Origin of the sequence: Cryocola sp. 340MFSha3.1 (assembly GCF_000383315.1) — a bacterium.
Taxonomy (GTDB): Bacteria; Actinomycetota; Actinomycetes; order Actinomycetales; family Microbacteriaceae; genus Leifsonia.
This window is the reverse complement of the sequence record NZ_KB911088.1, coordinates 389,059-403,058: the sequence shown is the minus strand read 5'-3', so window position 1 is coordinate 403,058 and position 14,000 is coordinate 389,059. Positions and strand designations below refer to the sequence as shown.

Sequence of the window (14,000 nt, the reverse complement as noted above, 5' to 3'; positions counted from 1 at the left end):
CCGAGAGAGAGGCGCGGCCCCTAAGCTGGACGCATCCGCTTCCCGGTGAAAGGGGTCCCACGTGACGCGTCGCGACGAGATCGAATGCTGGCTCACCGACATGGACGGCGTCCTCGTCCACGAGAACCAGGCCCTGCCCGGAGCGTCCGACCTCATCCAGCAGTGGCGCGACCAGGGCACCCCGTTCCTCGTGCTCACCAACAACTCCATCTTCACGCCGCGCGACCTGGCGGCACGGCTGCGCACCTCCGGCCTCGACGTGCCCGAGGAGTCGATCTGGACGTCGGCGCTGGCGACGGCCGACTTCCTCAAGTCGCAGATGCCCGGCGGCACGGCGTACGTGATCGGCGAGGCCGGGCTCACCACGGCCCTGCACGAGGCCGGCTTCATCATGACCGATACGAACCCGGACTACGTCGTCGTCGGCGAGACGCGCAGCTACTCCTTCGACGCGATCACCAAGGCGATCCGCCTCATCGGCAAGGGCGCGCGGTTCATCTCCACGAACCCCGACGCGACCGGACCCAGCGCGGAGGGTCCGCTGCCCGCCACAGGCGCGGTGACGGCGATGATCACCAAGGCGACCGGCCGCGACCCGTACGTGGTCGGCAAGCCGAACCCGATGATGTTCCGGTCAGCGATGAACCGTATCGGCGCGCACTCCGAGAACACGGCCATGATCGGCGACCGGATGGACACGGATGTCGTGGCCGGCATCGAGGCCGGGCTGCACACCATCCTCGTGCTCACCGGCATCAGCGACCGCAGCGAGATCGAGCGGTACCCCTTCCGGCCGGACGAGGTGCTCCGGGGCGTCGACGAGCTCGTCGTGCGGGAACCCATCGAGACCGAGCTCTGAGCCGCCGCGCACGGACTCTGAGCTCCACCGTGGACGACGTCGCGCACATCCGCTCCGCCCTCCGCGCGGCGGCCCGCTCGGCGTGGACCGCGCTCCGTGCCGAACGCCCTTCGGAGACCTTCTACTACTTCGGTCTCTGGACGACGCCGCTCGCCCACAGACCGGCTCCCAGCGCGTGCTCGCTCGAGGGTCTGGAGCGCGCGGTCGAACGGTGTCGCGCCGAGGGCGTGGAGGTGAATGCGGACGAGCTGCGCTGGGCGGTCAACGACTCCCCCTACGACCTGTTCGGCGACCGGCTGTTCGCCGAGGTGGAGCCGCTCTTCGACGCACTCGGGGGCCCCTACGAGCGTTCTTCCGAACTCAACGCGGACCTGCTGGATGCCATGGTCGGAGCGCTCGCAGATCTCGACGCCGAGGGGTTCTTCGGTGTGGGAGCCTCTCGTGACGCGGTGGTGCTGAACGTGACGACCCCCGGACACGACACGGAGGCGGAGCTGCTCGCGTCAGCGCGACGGATCAACCCGCCGGGCGCGCTCGTGCGGTATGAGGCCGACCTGGCGGCGCCCGGAGGCGCGGAGGGCTGACCGGTGCTGGTCAGGCGGCGGGGCCGGGACCGGCGACCGACGAGGTGAGCGGCTCGCCGCTCGACCGGGTGGCGAAGCAGTAGTACGAGCGCTGGCCGTCCTTCCACTGCTGCTCCGTGGCCGGGAACGAGCCCGTGACCTGGAGGTCCGGGTAGGCGCCTGCGGCACCCAGATCGACAACGCCACCCGCCGTGCAGAGGCCGGGGATCTGCTGCGCGAGGGCGTCTGCGCCGGGATATGGCGCAGCGGGGTCGGCGGAGAGCAGGTTGGTGTAGACGAGCTGCGCGGTGTGCGGTGCGGCGCAGTCGACGACGGTGAACTCCTCCGCCCACACGGTCGTGAACGGCTGGATGCACTCGCCGCCGCCCAGCGCATCCCACGGGTGCGTGCCGGCGCCGACGGCGGAGGCGGGCTTGGGCGTCACGGTGGGCACCGGGGTGGGCGTCGGGGTCGGGGTCGCGCTGGGCTTCGCGGAGGCCGACGCAGTGGCCGCCACCGGCGCGGGTTTGGCGGCACCGAGCCACGACGGGATGCGCGTCCCGATCGCGAAGAGACCGATGAGCACCAGCACGACGGCCAGGGCGCCCCCGACCATGAGCAGGATGCGGTTGTTGCGCGAGTTCCAGAAGTCGCCACCGGTCGGAGAGGCGGGTGCGGCGGTGGCGCCTGCTGCGCCGTCGGCCGTGGACGCGGAAACGGTAGCGGCACTGCCGGTGCCGACCGTCGCAGCGGAGGCGGCTGCGGCCGAGGCGCCTGCCGCGGCGGGAAGCTCCCACGCCGGGGCAGCTGGCGGTTCAGGTGCAGTGGGCGGGGCTGCGGTGGTGTCCACGGGGACGGTCTGCGTGAACGCGAAGGGTGTCGTCGCAGTGAGCTGCGGACCCTCGACTCCGGCTGCGGGTTCCGGCGCTTCGTCGATCGATTCGTCCGTGCTCTCGTCGCCCGGCTCCGCGAGCGGTTCGGCAACGATCGGCGATGCGGGGCCTGTCTCGGGTTCCTCGTCCACCTCGCCGAACAGCTCGGCCAGTCCGTCGGACTCCTCCGCCTCGACGTCGTCGGCTGCAGTTTCGTCAGCGGCTTCAGGGGCCGACGGCTCCGTGGCGAACGGGTCCGTGGCGAACGGGTCCGTGGCGAACGGCTCCGGCTCTGAGGCGCTCGCGATGCTCTCGGCGTCGATCGGACTGGTGGCCGGCGACGGCAGGCCACCCATCGCCAGTTCGGCCTCCGCAGCGGGGAAGGCCGGAGCCGGCGGAAGGGATTCGACGGGCTCGTCGCGCAGCAGCGCGGCGATCGCGGATGTGTCGAGCTGCTGCGTCGGGGTGTCGACGACGTCCGGGGCGTCGAACGCTGCGGGCGGCTCGTATGCCGACGGCGACGCGGGCGGTGCGGCGAGTTCCGGCTCCTCGTGAGACGCGCGCAGGAGGTCGGCGATCTCCGCCGCATCCTCCTGCTGCTCCGGCGTCTCGACCGGCGGCTCGAAGAGCGCTGCCGCGTCGATCGGGGGAAGGACCGGCTGGTGCAACGACGACGAGGCCGTGAGCGGCTCCTCGGCCGGGGGGAGGATTGCATCGGCGATGGGCGTGGCGGGCGGCTCGGTCGGCGCGGGCGGCCGGGTGAACGCGGACGGGTCGATCGGGATGACGCTCGTCGTGTCACCGATGACGGATCGGCCGGACGGAACGTCGGACTCAGGCGCCCCGAAGCCGAGCAGCGCGGCGAGGCCGTGGCCCTCCTGCTCGTCCGACTCATCCTCGTCGTCGGCGGGGATCTCGGGCGCGTCGAAGATGGTCCGCGGCTTCTCCGGCTCGGGCGCGGGCGTCGGCAGCGCCGGTTCGATCACCCAGGAGCGGACGGCGGCAGGCGGCTCCTCGTCGTCTGACGGCTCGGTCGCCGACGGCTCGGCCGGCGACGGCTCCTCGGGCGCGGCGAACGGGGCGAAGATGCCGGCCGAGCTGGGTGCCTTCGGCTCCACGAACGTCGAACGGAAGACGGGCGGTACGAGTGGAGGCGCGGCATCGGCTTCCGGCTCGGGCTCGGGCTCGGCGGCCGCAGCCGACTCCGCAGACGCAACCGGCTCCGCAGGTGCGGCCGGCTCGTCGGACGGCGTCTCGACTCCGAGCGGTTCGAAGAGCGCGGTCGGCGTCGGGTCGGTCGGCGCCGGCTCGCTCGCCGTCGCTACCGGCTCGCTCGGCGCCGCAGCGAACGGAGCCGTCTCTTCCTCCGCCGGACGGGACGCCTCCTCCTGCTCGACCAGGGGGTCGCCGCCGACTCCCGGAGTCAGGTTCCAGTTGAATGCGACCGGGAACTCCGTCGACTGCTCTTCGACGACCTCGGGCTCCTCGATGGCGCTGCCCAGCAGTTCGTCGAACGGCGACGGCTCGTCCGACGTCGGCACCTCCGCCTCCCTCGAGGACGTCGGAGTCGCGGGCACGGCATCCACCTCGATCGGAGGAGTGGGGGCGGCCGGTGCCGGCCCCGCGTCCGCTTCTGCTTCCGCGTCGCCTGCCGGGCCTTCGGGCACCTCGTCCGCCGCAGGCGCCTCGGCGGGACGATCGACATGACGCCCGCCGGTCAGCTGCTGCAGCAGCCAGTCGGCGCTGCCGAACTCGGGCTCCTCCGCCTCCGGCTGTTCGGCCGGGACCTCGGGCGCATCCCGTCGTTCGTACGGACGTTCGTCGTCCGCAGCGCCCCGCCCGCGCTCGTCGGACACTATGCCAGCCCCAGGTCCTTCAGGCCGATGGCGGCGTAGTAGGGGTAGCCCGCGGCCTCGATGGCCTCACGGGCGCCGGTGTCGCGGTCGACCACGACGGCGACGGCGGCGATCTCGGCGCCGACCTTGCGCAGCGCCTCCGCGGCCTTGAGCGGGGAACCGCCGGTCGTGGAGGTGTCTTCGAGCACGATCACGCGCTTGCCCTCGAGGTCGGGGCCCTCGACCTGCTTGCCGCGGCCGTGGTCCTTCGGCTCCTTGCGCACGACGAACGCGTCGTAGGTGAGGCCCTGAGCGGCGCCCTGGTGGAGGATCGCCGCGGCGACGGGGTCGGCGCCCATGGTCATGCCGCCGACGGCGAAGACGTCGGGGATGTCGCGGACGAGGTCGATCATGACGCGGCCGATGAGCGGTGCGACGCGGTGGTCGAGGCTGACCTTGCGCAGGTCGACGTAGTAGCTCGCCTTCTTGCCGCTGGTGAGCGTGAAGTCGCCGTGGAACACGGCCTCGGCGGCGATGTAGTCGATGAGCTGCTGTCGTGCGTCGGTCACATCCATGATTCTAGAGGGGAACCCGCCGGACCCCGGGAGTTCTCCACAGGGCGTCCCAGTTCCACGGACGCCTCCCGGCTCGGGCGACGTCGGCGGCGGCCGATACGATCGGAGCATGCGCGTCGCGACCTGGAATGTGAACTCGATCCGCACCCGCGTGGGGCGCGTCGTCGACTGGATGGTCCGCGAAGACGTGGATGTGCTCGCCATGCAGGAGATCAAATGCAAGCCCGAGCAGTTCCCGTACCAGCCGTTCGAAGACGCGGGTTACGAGGTCGTGCTGCACGGCCTGAACCAGTGGAACGGCGTCGCCATCGCCAGCCGCCTGCCGCTGGAGGACGTGACCATCGGGTTCCCCGACATGCCGGGGTTCCTCAAAGACCATGACGGGCCCGACCTCCCGAAGGAGGCGCGCGCGATCGGCGCGACGGTCGAGGGCATTCGCCTCTGGAGCCTGTACGTGCCCAACGGCCGATCGCTCGCCGACCCGCACTACGTCTACAAGCTCGACTGGCTGGCCGCGCTGGCCGCCGACACGCAGCGCTGGCTCGCCGACGATCCCACCCTCCAGCTGGCGCTCATGGGCGACTGGAACGTCGCGCCGCTCGATTCCGACGTCGGCGACCCGAGCCTGGTGCCCGGCCTGTCGACGCACATCTCGCCGCCGGAGCGCACCGCCTTCGCGGCGTTCGAGAAGGCCGGGCTGACGGATGTCGTCCGGCCGATCGTGCCGGACGGCTACACGTACTGGGACTACAAGCAGCTGCGGTTCCCACGCAATGAGGGACTCCGCATCGACTTCATCCTCGGCTCCCGCGCCTTCGCCGACCGGGTGGTGGATGCGAGCATCCACCGCAACGAGCGCAAGGGCGACGCCCCCAGCGACCACGTGCCCGTCCTCGTCGAGCTCGCGCCCATCGCCGCGGCCGACGATGACGACGACCGACCGATGATCTTCGGCTGACGAACGCACGATGAGCACGCCGCCCCCGCCCGGTTTTTCCGGATACCCCGTTCAGCCGGGTTTCCCGCCGCCCGCTCCTGCACGCCGGCCGGTGGTCGTCTGGGATCTGGTGACCTCGATCATCCTGTTGGTGTTCGCCGTCGTCGTCGCGGCCATCCTGACGTTCGCCGCGTTCTTCCTCGCGTTCGCGAGCGACCCCTGCGGGGCGTCGACGGTGTGCGACACCGATCGCATGGGCATCGGCTTCGTCATCGCGCTCTTCGGGCCCGGCGTCGTCACCCTGATCACGGTGGTCGTTACGGTGGTGCTGCTGATCGTGCGGCGCATCAGCTTCTGGGTTCCGATCGCCGGCATCCTGCTCGCCGTCGGCGTGTGGGTCGGCGGCGCGGCGCTCGTCATCTCCGGCGTGCCGGGCGCCTCCGTCTAGCGGGCTCTTCGCGCGGTTGTGCTCGCCGGGCGTTGCGTAGGAGAGAAGGCTCCAATTCTCCGACCTACCGCGGTGCGGACGGAGTTCCGGCGCACTTCCGCCCGCGTCTCCGAGCGAAGGCTGGGGATCTCCGACGCAACGGGCAAACGTTGGCGCGGTTCGCCGCGCCAACTTTCATTACGAAGCGTTGCGGCGGCCCAGCGGGCGCCGGGCCCGCGTCGGTAGTTTCAGAGCACCATGACCGCCTCGTCCTCCGCCTACCCCGTCGAGTTCTCCGGCGTCGCGCGCTCGTTCCCGGCGCCGAACCGGCGCTCCGGGAAGCGCACCCAGGGCGATCGCGGGCGCGAGACGTCGGCCCCCACCACGCGCACGGTGCTTCGGGATGTGTCACTCCGGATCCGCGCGGGCGAGGTCGTCGCGATCCTCGGCCCGAGTGGATGCGGCAAGTCGACCCTCCTGCGCATCGCCGGCGGCCTCGACGCGCCCACCGGCGGAGCCGCCCTCATCAACGGAACCGCGGTCGCCGGGTTCGACGCCCGCTGCGCCGTCGGATTCCAGGAGCCGCGGCTGCTCCCGTGGCGCTCGCTCGCCGACAACGTCGCACTCGGGCTGCCGCGCGGCCTCGACCGCGCCGCCGGGCAGCAGCGGGTCGCGCAGCTGCTCGAACTCGTCGGACTGACCGGTTCCGCGACGCTCCGTCCCCGTGAGGTCTCCGGCGGCATGGCGCAGCGTGCCTCGCTCGCCCGTGCTCTGGCCCGCAACCCCGGCGTCCTCCTGCTCGACGAGCCGTTCGGCGCTCTCGACGCCCTCACCCGCCTGAAGATGCAGGACCTCCTGCTCGACATCCACGCCGCGGCGCCCGCCACCATCCTGCTGGTCACGCACGACGTCGACGAAGCTCTGCAGCTCGCGGACCGCGTCGTGCTGCTCGGCGCAGAGGACGGCCGGCCAGGCTCGACGATCCGCAGCGTCACGACCGTGCCCGGCACCCGACCGCGCGACCGCGGCTCCGCCGAGCTGGCCCAGCTGCGGGCCGAGCTGCTCGACGGGCTCGGCATCGACCGCCACGGCCGCGCCCGCGACGAGCAGCGGGCGACCGTCCCCGTCTTCCCGTACTGAACCGCACCATCGCACCACCCGCACCACCACAGCCGCACCACCCGCTCCCCCACACCCCCGAGAGAGGCACCATGCGCCGCAGACCCACCATCCTGACCGCCGCCGCCGGCATCGTCGCGGCCGCCAGCCTGCTGCTGACCGGCTGCGTCGCCGGCGAGGGCTCCGCCTCCGGCGCCACCAACTCCGCCGGAGTGACGAAGGGCGGAACGCTCAACATCGACTTCGCCACCTACAACCCGCTCAGCCTGGTCATCAAGAAGGAGGGCTGGCTGGAGAAGGCCCTGAAGAAGCAGGACATCACGGTCAACTGGGTGCAGTCCGCCGGCTCCAACAAGGCGAACGAGGCGCTCCGCTCCGGTGCGATCGACGTCGGCTCGACCGCCGGCTCGGCCGCGCTGCTGGCCCGCTCGAACGGATCGCAGATCAAGACCATCGACATCTTCTCGCAGCCCGAGTGGTCGGCCATCGTCGTCGGCCCGAACTCGACCATCACGTCGGTGAAGGACCTCAAGGGCAAGCAGGTCGCGGCCACGAAGGGCACCGACCCGTACTTCTTCCTGCTGCAGGCGCTCGAGGCGAACGGTCTCTCGGCGAAGGATGTCACCATCCAGAACCTCCAGCACGCCGACGGCTGGGCGGCCCTGCAGAACGGCTCCGTCGACGCGTGGAGCGGCCTCGACCCGATCATGGCCAACGCCGAGAAGTCGGGGGCGAAGCTCATCTACCGCAACGTGAAGTTCAACACCTACGGCTTCCTCAACGCCACGGAGTCGTTCCTCGACTCCAAGCCGGATGTCGCGCAGACCGTCGTGAACACGTACGAGTACGCCCGGGCCTGGGCCGAGAAGCACCCTGATGAGACCGCGAAGATCCTCTCGGATGTCGCCGGCATCGACCCCGCCGTCGCCACCACGGTGATCACCGAGCGCACCAACCTGGACGTCTCGAACATCCCCGGCAACGCACAACTGGCCGTGCTGAAGAAGGTCGGCCCGATCTTCGTCGAGTCCGGCGACGTGAAGTCCCAGACCGACATCGACAAGGCGCTCGACTCGCTGCTCGACCCGACCTTCGCGAAGAAGGCCGACCCGAGCGCCATCGGAGGCTGACGCATCCCATGACCGTCCAGAACGCACCGGAGGTCGTCACGACGGCGGCCGCCCGCACGTCCGTGCTGTCGCGCCGCGGGGTGAGGATCGCCGCGGGGTTCGTCATCCCCGTCGTGCTGCTCGCCGTGTGGCAGGTGGCGTCGACCTCTGGTGCGTTCACGTCGTCGCAGCTGCCGTCGCCGGCGATGGTGTGGGAGGCCGCGGTCGACCTCGCCCAGCGTGGATTGCTGGGGCAGTTCGTGGCGATCTCGACCCAGCGGGTACTCATCGGGTTCGCTTTCGGCGCGGGTCTCGGCCTCCTGCTCGGGGCTCTGGTGGGTCTGTCGCGCTGGTCGGATGCGCTGTTCAGCCCGACGCTCGCCGCCATCCGGGCGGTTCCGTCGCTCGCCTGGGTGCCCCTGCTGATCCTGTGGTTCAAGATCGGCGAGGACTCGAAGATCATCCTGATCGCGATCGGCGCGTTCTTCCCCGTCTACACGACCGTCGCTGCCGCGCTGAAGCACGTCGACCGGCACCTGGTGGAGGCGGGACGCGCGTTCGGGCTGAACGGTGTCCGGCTGTTGACGACGGTCCAGCTCCCTGCCGTGCTGCCGTCGGTGATCTCGGGTCTCCGGCTCGCGATGGCGCAGGCGTGGCTGTTCCTGGTCGCCGCTGAACTGATCGCGTCGTCGATGGGACTCGGCTTCCTGCTCATCGACTCGCAGAACAACGGCCGGACCGACCGCCTCTTCCTGGCGATCATCCTGCTGGCGATCCTGGGCATCATCACCGACTCGCTGCTCGGTCTGTTCGAACGGTGGACGGCCCGCCGCTGGGGCTGAGCGCTCGTCGCACGATCCACCTGTGAAGTCCAGGGCCTATATCCATTCGCTGCCGGGCCTACCGTCGTCCCGGAACCCAGATGACAGCGAAAGGAGCCGTAATGGCTGCAGTGACCAAGTCCATCGACGTCAACGTGCCGGTCTCGACGGCGTACAACCAGTGGACCCAATTCGAGTCCTTCCCGCACTTCCTCGACGAGGTCGAGGAGATCCGCCAGGTCGACGACACCACCAACCATTGGCGCGTGAAGATCGGCGGCGCGGAGCGGCAGTTCGACACGGTCATCACCGAGCAGCTCCCGGACGAGCGGGTGGCGTGGAAGTCTGTCGCGGGTGACACGGAGCACGCGGGCGTCGTGACCTTCCACCGGCTCTCCGACACCGAGACCAAGGTGACGGTGCAGCTGGAGTGGGCGCCGTCCGACGCGCTCGAGAAGATCGGGGCGGTGTTCGGCCTCGACGACCACGCCGTGAAGAAGGACCTCGAGAACTTCAAGAAGTTCATCGAGTCGCAGGGCGCCGAGACGGGCGCCTGGCGCGGCGAGGTGGACCGCGGCGACACGGTCTGATCCGTCCGCTCCTCCCCCGGAGCGACGAGAACGGCGCCGGTGCGATCTGCACCGGCGCCGTTCTCCGTATCCGCCGACTACAGGATGGGACGCCCGCCGGTGACGGCGATCCGCGCGCCCGAGATGTACGAGCCCTCGTCGGACGCCAGCAGCACGTAGACCGACGCCAGCTCGGCCGGCTGGCCCGCCCGCCCGAGCGGGGTGTCGCTCCCGAACTGGCTCACCTTCTCCACCGGCATGGTGGAGGGGATGAGCGGCGTCCAGATGGGACCCGGCGCGACGCTGTTGGCCCGGATGCCCTTCTCACCGAGCAGCTGCGCGAGCGATGCCGTCATGTTGGCGATGGCCGCCTTCGTCGCCGCGTACGGAAGCAGTGTCGGAGAGGGCATGTCGGAGTTCACCGACGACGAACCGATGATGCTCGCGCCCGGCTTCATGTGCGGCACGGATGCCTTCGCCAGGTGGAAGAAGGCGGAGACGTTCGTCGCTATGGTGTGATCCCACTCCTCGTCCGGGATCTCCTCCAGCGACTCGTGCGTCATCTGGTACGCCGCGTTGCTAACGAGCACGTCGATGCCGCCGAGCTCCTCCACGGTCTTCGCGACGATGTCCCGGCAGTGCTGCGGGTCGGAGACGTCGCCGGGCAGCAGCAGGGCCTTCCGTCCGGCCTCGCGAACCCACTTCGCGGTGTCCTCGGCGTCGTCGTCCTCGCTCAGGTACGAGATGGCGACATCGGCTCCCTCGCGGGCGTAGGCGATGGCGACCGCCTTGCCGATGCCGCTGTCCGCGCCGGTGATGAGCGCGACCTTACCGGCCAGTTTGCCGCTGCCGCGGTAGCTCTGCTCTCCGTGGTCGGGGCGCGGGTCCATCGCGTCGGTGGTACCGGGCGGCTGTTGCTGCTGTTCGGGGAAAGACATCCATCGACCTCCATTCGTGTACCTCCACGGAACACCCGCTTCCCCACAACGTCAGGGGCTTGGGCGGCTCGGGATGTGCGCGTACCGTCCCTCCAATGAACGCGACACCGGATGCCCCCGACGAGCACCAGAGCGACGCCGACCAGACCGCGAAGGACCGCTTGTACAGCCCAGCGAGCGAGCGCGAGACGGAGGTCAAGCAGGAGGAGTCGGACGGCGCCGCCGTGCGCCCGGGCACCGGCGGCCCCGACGACGTGGGTGACATCCCCGTGCCGCCGGAGGACGACCTCGACCCCGCCGCGATCGTCGAGCGCGGCGACCCGGGTCGCCGCGCCGGCGACGCCTGACCGCGCGGGCGATCAGGCGTCGCACGCGGGTCAGCGGGTCGAGTCGACCTTCTCCTGTGTTGAGCGCCTGCGGGCGACCGCGGAGTAGATCCGCTCGACGATCCACAGCAGGATGCCGATGCCGAGGAGCCCGAGCGCGATCGTGTACTGGCCGACCGGGCGGCCGGAGGTCCACGGGAACACCAGATACAGGCAGGTGATCGCGCCGATGATCGGCAGCACCGTCGGCGACCGGAAGTGCTTGTGGTCCACCGGCTGCTTGCGCAGCACGAGCACGGCCACGTTGACGACCGCGAACACCGCGAGCAGAAGCAGGGATGTCGTGCCTCCGAGCAGCGCGACGATCGAGCCCTTCGGGTCGAGCGACACGTAGATGATCAGGGCGACGGCGAGCGCCGTGGTGAACAGGATGGCCGTCCACGGCGTCCGGCGTTTCGGCGACACCTTCGCCAGGAACGGCGGAAGCACGTTCTGGCGGCTCATGCCGTAGAGCAGGCGGCTCGCCATCATCATGTTGATGAGAGCGGTGTTTGCCACGGCGAACATCGAGATGAACGGCAGCAGGTCGTTGATCGGGAAGCCCGGCGCCGCCGCCTCGACGGCCAGCACCAGCGGCGTCTCGCTGCCGGCCAGCTGGCCGATCGGGACCAGCGCGACGACGGTGATCGACACCAGCACGTAGATGACCGCCGCGATGCCGAGTCCGCTCAGCATCATCTTCGGGAAGATCCGGCTCGGTTCCTTCGTCTCCTCGGCCATGTTGACCGAATCCTCGAAGCCGACCATGGCGAAGAACGCCAGCGAGGTCGCCGTGCTCACGGCCAGCAGAACCCCCTTGTCCTCCGGCGTCTCGAATGCGACCACCTGCGACCAGTCCGCGTTGCCGCCGCCGATCGCCCAGAGCCCGATGAAGATCACCAGCAGCAGACCGGAGAGCTCCACGAGGGTGAGCACGACGTTGAGCCACACGCTCTCGGAGACGCCGCGAAGGTTCACCAGCATGATGAGCACGATGAAGGCGAGGGCGATGAGCAGCGTCGTCACGTTGTCATCCGGGATGCCGAATCCGACGGTGAGGTTCACCGCGAACGCGCGCGACGCCGTCGACGCCGACGTGATGCCGGACGTCATGACGATGAAGCACACGATGAACGTGAAGAAGTGGATGCCGAACGCTTTATGCGTGTACAGAGCGGCGCCCGCGGCTTGCGGGTACTTGGTAACCAGCTCCAGGTAGGAGAAGGCGGTCACTGTCGCCACCGCGAACGCCAGCAGGAACGGCAGCCACGCCGCGCCGCCCACCTCCGCGGCGACCTGACCGGTCAGGGCGTACACGCCCGTGCCGAGGATGTCGCCGACGATGAACAGCAGCAGCAGTCCCGGCCCGAGGGCTCGTTTCAGCTCCGGCTGTTCCGGCTCGACGGTCTTGACCACCTGGGTCCACGACGGATCGCTCACGGTCGGCTCCCTTCGACGTTCGCTCGGGGAGCCACTGTATGTGAGTTCTCACAGAAATGGGAGTACCGACGCGGGCTATTGGCGGCCCGATGCCCCTAAGTGCAAAGCCTCATCGCGGCCCTCGCGCCGGTCACCCTGCCGCGTCAGACGCCGAAATGCTGGCCAGGCGAGGCAAACGGCGAACGGCTCGCGAGGCGAGCACCCATGCTGCGGAGGTGAAGATCCCCAGACTGGCCAGAGCGAGGACAACGCCGGTCGGAAACACCAGAGTGAGGACCGCCGCAAGAGCGGCCCCCAGCGGGTCGATCCCCCAGGTGACGATGCGGCTAGCCGCGGAAAAAGAGCCCAACGCACGCTCCGGCACCAGTACCTGTTTCAGTGTCTCCGTGCCGGTCATGTTCGTCATGACGCTCGCTGCCCACATACCCAGCGAGAGTGCAAGAAGGGCCACGTTGAGGACGGTGCGACCTGGAACGAGCGCGAGCATCCCGATACCCGCCAGAGCGGGAAGAGCGAAGGTCAGCGCCAGCGCAGTGATCGGTCGCAGGCGATCCCAGATACGCGGAGCGGCCGTCATCGAAAGGAGACCGAGCACCCCGCCCAAAGCACCTGCAACTCCGACCTCCGCCGGGCTCATCGATCCCGACCGAAGTGCATGAGTGATGTAGATCGCCTGAATCGCCGCGGTGAAGAGATTGAAGTGCGCGATGGCCAGGGTCACCGGCCAGAGCACCGTGCTCCGATGGAGCATCCGAAACCCAGCGACGATGGACGATGCGTAGCGCCTCACCGTGAGGCGTTCCTCCGGCTCCGGCTCCGCCTCGCTAACGCGACGCACCGAGAAAGCGGAGATGACGTACGTGACAGCGTCCGCCAGGAACAACGCCAGTGGCGAGAATATCTGCAGGAGAATGCCGGCGGTCGCGCCTGCGCCGATGTCTCCGGCGGAGCGGATGCCCGCGACCCAGGTATTCGCCGCCGGCAACCTGGACCGGTGCACGATTCCCGGCACAAGAGCCGAGAATGCGCTGTCATACAAACCTGTGAGACCGGAGATCAGGCCGGCCGCGAGGGCGAGCACGAGAAGCGAAAGGTGGTCAGCAAAGAACAGGAGCCCGATGACTCCCAGCACGGCGGCCCGGAGCACGGACATCAGGAACAGGAACCGCGTTCTTCGACCCCTGTCGGTCCAGGGTGCTAGAAATCCGAGAAACACGAGCGTCCCGATGCCTGCCGCGGTGGTGATCCATGCGACCTCGGAGGCGGACGCGTGCAGGTACTCGAGCGCAACGATCGGAATCGCGAACAGCGTGAGCTGGCTTCCAAAAAACGAGATCGCTTCGCTCCACCAGAGGCGCTTGAAATCTCGGTTCCATAGCCCCGGAGGAACCGGGGTTACGTCGGTCACAACCTGTTGCCCCTCCCCTGCGAAAGCGCGCGATGCGCGCGCTCGAAAACTAGCCAGCGGCCCGTCCGGGGACAAGTCGACCGACCCCGAAGATCGATGCGAGCTGCGGCCGATTCCGGGGACTCTCGGCTCCAACGGGCAGATTCACACTGCTTCACACTGC

14 protein-coding genes are annotated in these 14,000 nt (G+C 69.5%); 9 read left to right on the top strand and 5 right to left on the bottom strand.

Translation table 11 applies throughout. The features are described 5' to 3' along the window. Positions 1 to 61 precede the first annotated feature (61 nt). On the top strand, positions 62 to 859 hold the full coding sequence (locus tag H284_RS0112935) for an HAD-IIA family hydrolase (protein ID WP_018192399.1): 798 nt from the start codon (positions 62 to 64) through the stop codon (positions 857 to 859). Positions 860 to 888: 29 nt separating this feature from the next. Next, positions 889 to 1,443: a DUF4303 domain-containing protein gene (locus tag H284_RS0112930; protein ID WP_020076585.1), complete on the top strand. Its 555-nt coding sequence runs from the start codon at positions 889 to 891 to the stop codon at positions 1,441 to 1,443. Positions 1,444 to 1,453: 10 nt separating this feature from the next. Here the strand turns inward: H284_RS0112930 and H284_RS20550 are convergent, their stop codons facing one another. After that, a complete protein-coding gene (locus H284_RS20550; protein ID WP_029042933.1) occupies positions 1,454 to 4,150 on the bottom strand; it encodes a hypothetical protein in 2,697 nt (898 codons plus the stop codon). Next, entirely contained in the window at positions 4,150 to 4,704 is a 555-nt protein-coding gene (gene pyrE / locus H284_RS0112920) for an orotate phosphoribosyltransferase (protein ID WP_018192401.1), read from the bottom strand. The genes H284_RS20550 and pyrE overlap by 1 nt, the downstream gene beginning before the upstream one ends. Positions 4,705 to 4,813: 109 nt before the next feature. On the opposite strand from pyrE, the gene H284_RS0112915 reads away from it, so the two are divergent. From H284_RS0112915 to H284_RS0112890, 6 genes are all read left to right on the top strand, one after another. Beyond that, a complete protein-coding gene (locus H284_RS0112915) occupies positions 4,814 to 5,662 on the top strand; it encodes an exodeoxyribonuclease III (RefSeq protein ID WP_020076584.1) in 849 nt (282 codons plus the stop codon). A 10-nt stretch (positions 5,663 to 5,672) separates the two neighbouring features. Next, positions 5,673 to 6,089 carry a hypothetical protein gene (locus tag H284_RS0112910; protein ID WP_231371214.1) on the top strand — a complete coding sequence of 139 codons (417 nt, stop codon included), beginning with the start codon at positions 5,673 to 5,675 and terminating at the stop codon, positions 6,087 to 6,089. A gap of 237 nt (positions 6,090 to 6,326) precedes the next feature. Next, positions 6,327 to 7,208, top strand: a complete 882-nt coding sequence (locus tag H284_RS0112905; protein WP_020076582.1) for an ABC transporter ATP-binding protein — start codon at positions 6,327 to 6,329, stop codon at positions 7,206 to 7,208. A gap of 71 nt (positions 7,209 to 7,279) precedes the next feature. Then, complete coding sequence (locus H284_RS0112900) at positions 7,280 to 8,317, top strand: aliphatic sulfonate ABC transporter substrate-binding protein (RefSeq protein WP_020076581.1); 1,038 nt, start codon at positions 7,280 to 7,282, stop codon at positions 8,315 to 8,317. An 8-nt stretch (positions 8,318 to 8,325) separates the two neighbouring features. After that, positions 8,326 to 9,138 (top strand): ABC transporter permease, encoded by an 813-nt coding sequence (locus H284_RS0112895; protein ID WP_020076580.1) that lies wholly within the window; start codon positions 8,326 to 8,328, stop codon positions 9,136 to 9,138. 101 nt (positions 9,139 to 9,239) lie between these two features. Then, positions 9,240 to 9,707 carry an SRPBCC family protein gene (locus tag H284_RS0112890; protein WP_020076579.1) on the top strand — a complete coding sequence of 156 codons (468 nt, stop codon included), beginning with the start codon at positions 9,240 to 9,242 and terminating at the stop codon, positions 9,705 to 9,707. Between the two features lie 77 nt (positions 9,708 to 9,784). Here H284_RS0112890 and H284_RS0112885 read toward each other — a convergent pair whose 3' ends face one another. After that, entirely contained in the window at positions 9,785 to 10,624 is an 840-nt protein-coding gene (locus tag H284_RS0112885) for an SDR family oxidoreductase (protein ID WP_029042932.1), read from the bottom strand. A 95-nt stretch (positions 10,625 to 10,719) separates the two neighbouring features. Between H284_RS0112885 and H284_RS0112880 the strand changes: the two genes are divergently transcribed. Further along, entirely contained in the window at positions 10,720 to 10,971 is a 252-nt protein-coding gene (locus H284_RS0112880) for a hypothetical protein (RefSeq protein ID WP_020076577.1), read from the top strand. Positions 10,972 to 11,001: 30 nt separating this feature from the next. Here H284_RS0112880 and H284_RS0112875 read toward each other — a convergent pair whose 3' ends face one another. Next, entirely contained in the window at positions 11,002 to 12,429 is a 1,428-nt protein-coding gene (locus tag H284_RS0112875; protein WP_020076576.1) for an APC family permease, read from the bottom strand. A gap of 130 nt (positions 12,430 to 12,559) precedes the next feature. After that, the gene (locus H284_RS0112870) at positions 12,560 to 13,837 is read right to left on the bottom strand and encodes an MFS transporter (protein WP_020076575.1); all 1,278 of its coding nucleotides are present in this window, start codon (positions 13,835 to 13,837) and stop codon (positions 12,560 to 12,562) included. Between the last annotated feature and the right edge of the window lie 163 nt (positions 13,838 to 14,000).